The sequence below is a fragment of the Embleya sp. NPDC127516 genome, assembly GCF_044765325.1.
GTDB lineage: Bacteria > Actinomycetota > Actinomycetes > Streptomycetales > Streptomycetaceae > Embleya.
In genome coordinates this window covers 72,829-79,817 of sequence record NZ_JBIWJT010000042.1, presented here as the reverse complement: position 1 = coordinate 79,817, position 6,989 = coordinate 72,829, and the positions used below count along the sequence as shown (strand labels likewise).

Below are 6,989 nucleotides of genomic sequence, written 5' to 3'. Positions count from 1 at the left end.
GCACACCCCACGAAGTCCTGCACCCAGAGCGGGAATTGAACCTGATGGCATAGAACAACAGCAATCAACCCGTCCGGAAAACGCGGGGCTCCTCATCTCGCGCGACGCGCACAAGTCGGTGATCTCGGGGCTCATCCTCAGCGGAGTACGGCCGATCTGGGTAGACCCGACGTGGGATCCCCGGCTCCACCTGGCGCACCCGCCGCAGCCCGACGCCTACGAGGCGGCGTTCACGGAACACCCCGACGCACGCGGGGCGTTGGTGACCAGTCCCACCCCGTACGGCACGTGCGCGAACCTCGCGGCGATCGCCGAGGTGTGCCACCGACGGGGCAAGCCGCTGATCGTCGACGAGGCGTGGGGGGCGCACCTGCCCTTCCATCCGAGCCTGCCCACGTGGGCGATGGACGCCGGCGCCGATGTGTGCGTCACCAGCGTGCACAAGATGGGTGGCGGCCTGGAGCAGAGCTCGGTCTTCCACCACCAGGGCGACCTCGTCGATCCGCAGGTACTGCGCTCCCGGGCCGACCTGTTGGGCACCACCAGCCCCAACGTACTGATCTACGCGGCGCTGGACGGGTGGCGCGCGCACATGGTCCGGGACGGACACGACCTCCTCGACACGGCCCTGCGCCTGGCCGACACCGTGCGTGAGCGGATCGAGGGGATCGACGGCATGCACGTCGACCGCGCCGAGTTCGTCGGCCCCGACCGAGCACACGACCTGGACCCGCTCCAGCTCATCGTCGACATCTCCGCCCTGGGGCCCACCGGCTACGCCGCCGCCGACTGGCTGCGCGAACACCACCGAATCAACCTGCACGTCTCGGACCACCGTCGAATCAGTGCCCAGCTCACCTACGCGGACGACGAGCAGACCGCGGCGACGCTGGTCGACGCCGTGCGCGACCTCGCCCGGCACGCCTCCGGACTCGACCGGGGCACCCACGTCGACGTCCCGGCGCCGGCCGAACTGCGCCTGGAGCAGGCCCATCTGCCCAGGGACGCCTACTTCGGGCGGACCGAACAGATCGCCGTCCGCGACGCCGCCGGACGGATCGCCGCGGAGATGCTGACCCCGTATCCCCCCGGCATCCCCGCCGTCCTGCCCGGCGAGCGGATGACCGCATCCGTACTGGACTACCTCGTCTCGGGTGTCGCCGCCGGCATGGTCGTCCCCGACGCGGTCGACCCCAAGCTCGATTCCGTCCGGGTGGCGGTCCGCGACATCCACGGGTGACCTCCACAGACCTCGACAGGGGAAACGACGCGACGGGGACGGGGAACGGGAGCGTACGGGATCCGGCGAGATCCGACGCTAAGGGGAAGTAATTTCCGGCGAAGGAGTGTCCCGGCTTCGTGCGCGAGCAGGTGGATCGCCACCCGCGACGGCGGAGAGGTCACCGCGACCTCCGGACGCGCTCGCCGGTGACGCCGACCTGTCCCCACCGCCCCTCCTCGGGACCGTCCGGTCCGCCCCGGTTACCCCCGGGCCCGCGGCGGCGGCCCATTCGGAGTCCGGCCGCATCAATGGGCGGCAAACCCGGCCAAATGTTCCGATATCGGTGGTAGGGACGACGACGGCCGTTCCGGCGGACACGACCACCGAGTTCTCGGCGGCAGCGGTGGCCTCTTCGACTCCGGGGGGTGCGGCGCCCGGGCGACCGGGAATCTCGTCTGCCGTACCGGACGTGTTCGATACGGGTTTGGGGTCGGCCATCGTTCCCTCCGGGAAGGGTGGGGCCGGGAAGGACGCGCGGACGCGCGTCGCGAGCGTCTTCGCCCGGCCGCGTGCGGTCAAGCCGGACGGTGACCGCTGGGCACAGCGACCGCGAGAGGCGGAGCTACCCCGGCCATCCGGTTCAAACCGGTTTGTCGTTCTCCTTCTCCTCCTTCAGGACGTCGAGGAGCCGTGCACCGGATGCGTTTCTCGTGGTCCCGGGGATGTCCGTCGCCCGACCCGCCCCTGGCCCCGGGGCGAGTCGGGTCAGCCGGGTAGGGTTTCGCCGCCGATGGGCGCCAAGACCTCGCCGGAGTAGTAGCCGGACAGGCGGCCCGAGGCGAAGAAGACGTACGACGGCGCGATCTCGTCGGGGTGCGCGGCCCGTCCCATCGGGGCCTGTTGCCCGAAGGAGGCGACCTTTCGGCCGTTACGAGGACGGCACCATCGCCCGCCCGGCCATACGGGATTGCCGACGTCGTCGAGTCCGCCGGCGCGGTCGCGGAGCCGCCGGATGAGCCAGTCGCGGGGCAGGCACACACCCGGGGCGCGGTTCGTCGCCATGGAGCAGACCGGGCACAAGGTGTTCCCCGGCGCGACCTGGGACAACGTCATCTCCGCGCTCCTCGCCCCCGACGCGGCGTCCGTTTCCCGGTGGACCGCCGCCTCGCTGCGCGGCACCGTCAGATGCCCCTCCCTCTCCCGGAACGCGGCCGCTGCCGGGAGGATCCGTCCCGCTTGGGGGCCACCCGGAATCGAGGCTGCCTCCGCCGCTTGGTGCGACGGCCGAGGCACATCACCGCGCTGTCGCGCACCGCACGCCGCACACGAACTCCGTCAACAGGTATGTGGGTTCGGCCGGCCCGTCCGACCCAGGACCCCGGTACCGACCGGACGAGCCGAAGGAGGACTCCAGTCCTCGGACCGGCGGACGATGCGCGCCGAGAGCCCGGGTTCCTAGCCTGGGCGCCATGCCAAACGCAACTCCGCGTGTACCGCGCGCTATCCCCAACCACCCGTCCGATCAACGGAGTCACCCGCATTCGCGGGCAGTCCGGCAGGTGCTGCGTACCTTCGTGCCCCTCGTGCTGTGCGTGGGTGCGACCGCCGGCGGGCTCGGCACCGCATACGCGGGATCGACGACCGACACCAACCCCCCGGCCACCGCGTCGGTCTCCGCCGACGTCGCCGCGCCCGCCGGCCCGGAGGATGCCGCGGCCGCGGCGTTCCGCTCCCCCGAGGCGGCCCTGGGCCGGGTGGCCCACCCGCTGCGCACCACCGAGCCACGCGGCGGCCTGGCCGATCTCCGTCCGTTCGGCCGCATGGTCGGCGACGCCCGGGTGGTGGGCCTGGGCGAGTCCACCCACAGCTCGCACGAGTTCCTCACCGTCAAGCACCGGATCCTGCGGTACCTGGTCGAGGAGAAGGGTTTTCGGGCCTTCGCCCTCGAAGCCGCGTGGAGCACCGGACTGCGGCTCGACGCCTACGTCCTGCGCGGCGAGGGCGACTTGAAGCAGATCATGGACGAGGAGTTCCAGGGCTCCTACCGGTTGTGGAACAACGCCGAGTACCGCGATCTGCTCCAGTGGATGCGCGCGTACAACGTCAAGCACCCGAAGGACCCGGTCCGCTTCGTCGGCGACGACAACGGGTTCGCCGGTGCCGAGCTGTACGACAAGGTCGGCGCCTACGCGGCCGCGGCCCGCCCCGAACTGGTTCCGCAGCTCACAGAGTTGTATCGGGGCCTGCGGCCCGCCACCGACATCGACACGTACATCAACGAGTACCTGTCCAAGCCGATGGCCGAACGCAAGGAAATCGCCGAGCGGACGGGCCGGGCGGTGGAGCTGCTCAAGCAACGGCCCGGCACGGGCACCGACGCCGACGCCCACGCCTGGGCCGTCCAGCACGCCACCGCGATCCACCAGATGACCACGCTGTACGCCTTCGACTGGGACGACCCCCGAAGCATCCCCGACGCCATGACCTACCGCGACCGGAGCATGGCGGACAACGTCGCCTGGTGGCAGCGGCAGACCGGCGACAGGATCGTGCTCGCCGCCCACAACACCCATGTCGCCTTGAATACCTACGCCCCCGACACTCATCCGAAAGTCCAGGGCGCCTTCCTCCGCGAACAGTTGGGCAGCGGCTACCTGAGTGTCGGACTCACCTTCGACCGGGGCTCGTTCAATGCCTTCGGCCAGGACGGCGGCCTCCACCGCTTCACCGTCGGCCCGGCCGCACCCGGCACCGCCGAGCACACCCTCGACCGGGTGCGCTACCGCGACTTCGTGGTCGACCTGCGCAACACCCCGACGGAAGCCCGCACCTGGCTTACCGAGCCGCACACCATCAAGAACATCGGCGCCACCTACCCCGGGATCGCGGACGCCCCGCAGATCCGGCTCGCCAAGACACACGACGTCGTGATCCACCTCCGGCAGGTGAACGCGGCCAACATGCTCAACCAGGCACGTACGGGGTTGTGATCAATCTGTGGGATTCGTCGTCGAGGCGGTCCTGGTCCGCTGGATCACCGTGTTGTGACGCGAATGCAACTGACGAATCTGGAACGGGAGTTCATCGGGCCGTACCCGCCGATCGGTGCGTACGGTCCGTATCCCGAGCGGCCGCTGCAGCGGTTCGAGGGCGTGATCCGGAAGTTTCGGACGGGTGCGCAGTGGCGCGAGGCGCCGGAGCGGTTCGGTGCGTGTCGTAGGGAGAGACGATCGCCGAAAAGGAGGGCGGCAGTCCGCCGTCGTCGGCGGTGCGCGGCATTGACCTGCAACATCCCGGCCCACACCACCCTCCACACGCCAACAACCACCCCCGGAATCACACGGGCCCGGTGGGTCGCGGGTTCGCAGGCGTTGTCATGGATGGCGCGCAACCGGTCCATCCGATTCGGGTCCGAGTGGACCACTCGGTCGGGCCGGCTCGCGTCTACCATTTCGGCCGTGACCGAAAAGCGCGGTGGGACCGTATTGACCACCCTCCTTCACCAGACTCCGCCACTCCTGCCGACGTCGGCCGAAGTGATGACGATGACGATCGAATTGCCGCCCGGCGACGCGGGCACGCCGCCGCACAGGCACTCGGGCCCGGTCTTCGGCTACATGCTCGAAGGCGAGATGGTGTTCGAACTCGAGGGCGAGCCCGAGCGGGTCATTCGCGCCGGTGAGGCGTTCTGGGAGCCGGGTGGTGACGTCATCCACTATCAAGCGGGCAACAACCTCGCGGACGCGTGGAGCCGGTTCGTGGTGGTCATGATCGGCGTCCCCGGCGAGCCCATGCTCACGCTCGTCGAGGAGGGCGAGTTGCTCGAACGGCGAGACCGCCGAGCGGCGCGAGCGGTTTTGTGAGCATCGGATCCTCGACCACTTCGGACACCGACACCCGCCTCAGCAGACCCCGACCGAAGTCGACGTACCACACATGCGCGTTTTCGTTGCCGGCTCGACCGGCGTCCTCGGCCGGCGCGGCGAGGGGGATCGGCCACCGGTCGACGTGATGCAAGCACCGGCGGCCGGGTGGAACTCGGTGCGTGCCAGGCCGGTGGCTCTCCCTCGCAGCCGTCCAGGCCGGCCCCCTCGCGCCGCAGGGTCCGAATGCGGTGCTCGCGCGGGCGCACCCGCCGGACCCGCTTGAACGCCGTGCTGAGCGCGAACGCGCTTCGGTAGCCCACCTTCTCGGTGCCCTCGCGCGCGAGGGCGTATGACCGCTCCACCAAGTGCACCGCCCATGGACACGTTCGACCGCACCCGGCTCGTCACCGGAATACATTCACTGCCGTCGCCGCGGCCCTCGTCCTTCTCGCCTGCATACCGCACGCAGCAGCGACAACCCCCACCGCCCGGCCCTCCGTCACCGGCACCGTCATTTTGACCTCGGAGACGGGCCGCCCGTTCGCCTACCAGGACCCGTACCCCGGCTGCTACCTGGGCACCGGCCCGAATTCGACGATCGAGAACCGGACCTGCGAGACCATCGGCTACTCCGATCAGCCGTGCGGTCACGTCTCCTACAACACCGTCCTCCCTCCCGGGAAAACCGACGCCGCAAACGGTCTGGAGCTTCACCGTCCACTCGCCCGAGTGACACGGCGCCGGGCCGGCACGGCAGCAACCTGCCCGCAACCCGGTGGCGTTCCCCACACACGGACATCGAGGGGCTTGTTCAGGCAGGGTTCGGGCCGTGACCGAGCGGGGGTCCCTGCGCGTTTCGGTTCGGCGTCCTCGCCGTGCGGAGTACGGGCCGGTGGGATGTTCTGGAGGCATGGACGAGCATCCGATCGTGACCCTGACCCACCGCGTGATGGTGGCGACCGGCCTGGAACAAACTGCTGCCGAGCAGCTCGTGCGGCAGGTGTGGGAGGCGGGTGTCGCCGAGGGCGCGCGGCGGATGGCCGCCGATCTCGCGGCCGCGCACCGCGAGATCGCCGAACTGCGTGTCGAAGCGGACCTCGACTGAGCCCCGGCCCGGGACGGGCGTAGCCCGGCGTCCTGGGGGATGGGACGCCGGGTGCGCGGCTCCGACCACGGGGATAGTCGGTGCGTACACGCTCAACGGGCCGGGCGTGCGTCCGGTGACGCGCACGCGGCTGCTGTGCGCTGCCGGGTCTCGCCAGATGTGCGAGGTCGGATTCGCGGGCCGTCGCGGGGTCGGGATTCCCACGAAGGCCCGCGAGCCCGGGTGGTGCCCGGTCGCATCCTCCGACGGTCGGGACACCGCCACGTTGACATTACCGAAGAAATGACAGAAAACGACTGATTTGCATAGCAGTCCGATCGGCGTGGCGGTGCGCAACGCATCACCCCGCACCGGCTCTCTATGTCCTAGTAGGTTCCTCGCCAGGTGGGTGTGGTCTCGCCCGTTATGCGCCTATCGAGGTTGTCGATCGAGGCGACGTGGATCAATGGCTTCGGAGCCGGCGCCGACGGTCGCCGCACGCGCGCGAGTGGGGCGCGCAGTTCTTCGACTGTTACCACCACGACCACCGGCACTCCGGGATCGGCTACCACACGCCCCACGACATGCACCACGGCCTGGCCGAAGTCGTTCGCGAAGTCCGAGCGGACACGCTCGCCGACGCCTACCGGGACCATCCCGAACGATTCGTCCACGGACCTCTCGAACCACCGCGCATCCCCACACACGCGTGGATCAACAAGCCCACCGAACACCAGGAACACGCCCCGGCACAGCGTTAACCATCCCCATCTGCCTTGATCGCGTTGACAGGTTCCGGGCGCTCAAGCGCTTGGTG

5 protein-coding genes and 1 pseudogene are annotated in these 6,989 nt (G+C 69.8%); 5 read left to right on the top strand and 1 reads right to left on the bottom strand.

Translation table 11 applies throughout. The annotated features are described in order from the left end of the window. Nucleotides 1-88: 88 nt before the first annotated feature. Nucleotides 89-1,240: pseudogene (locus ACIRL2_RS45705) on the top strand (aminotransferase class I/II-fold pyridoxal phosphate-dependent enzyme); the annotation flags it as partial. Nucleotides 1,241-1,987: 747 nt separating this feature from the next. On the opposite strand, the gene ACIRL2_RS45700 reads toward ACIRL2_RS45705, so the two are convergent. After that, a complete protein-coding gene (locus tag ACIRL2_RS45700; protein ID WP_402240748.1) occupies nt 1,988-2,335 on the bottom strand; it encodes a hypothetical protein in 348 nt (115 codons plus the stop codon). Nucleotides 2,336-2,781: 446 nt separating this feature from the next. Here ACIRL2_RS45700 and ACIRL2_RS45695 point away from each other — a divergent pair, with 446 nt between their 5' ends. The 4 genes from ACIRL2_RS45695 to ACIRL2_RS45680 all read left to right on the top strand — a co-directional run bounded on the left by ACIRL2_RS45695 (nt 2,782) and on the right by ACIRL2_RS45680 (nt 6,933). Next, nucleotides 2,782-4,212, top strand: a complete 1,431-nt coding sequence (locus ACIRL2_RS45695; RefSeq protein WP_402240747.1) for an erythromycin esterase family protein — start codon at nt 2,782-2,784, stop codon at nt 4,210-4,212. Between the two features lie 468 nt (nt 4,213-4,680). Next, entirely contained in the window at nt 4,681-5,085 is a 405-nt protein-coding gene (locus ACIRL2_RS45690) for a cupin domain-containing protein (protein WP_402240746.1), read from the top strand. Nucleotides 5,086-5,998: 913 nt separating this feature from the next. Next, entirely contained in the window at nt 5,999-6,193 is a 195-nt protein-coding gene (locus ACIRL2_RS45685) for a hypothetical protein (RefSeq protein WP_402240744.1), read from the top strand. Between the two features lie 437 nt (nt 6,194-6,630). Continuing rightward, a complete protein-coding gene (locus ACIRL2_RS45680; RefSeq protein ID WP_402240753.1) occupies nt 6,631-6,933 on the top strand; it encodes a hypothetical protein in 303 nt (100 codons plus the stop codon). Nucleotides 6,934-6,989: the final 56 nt, after the last annotated feature.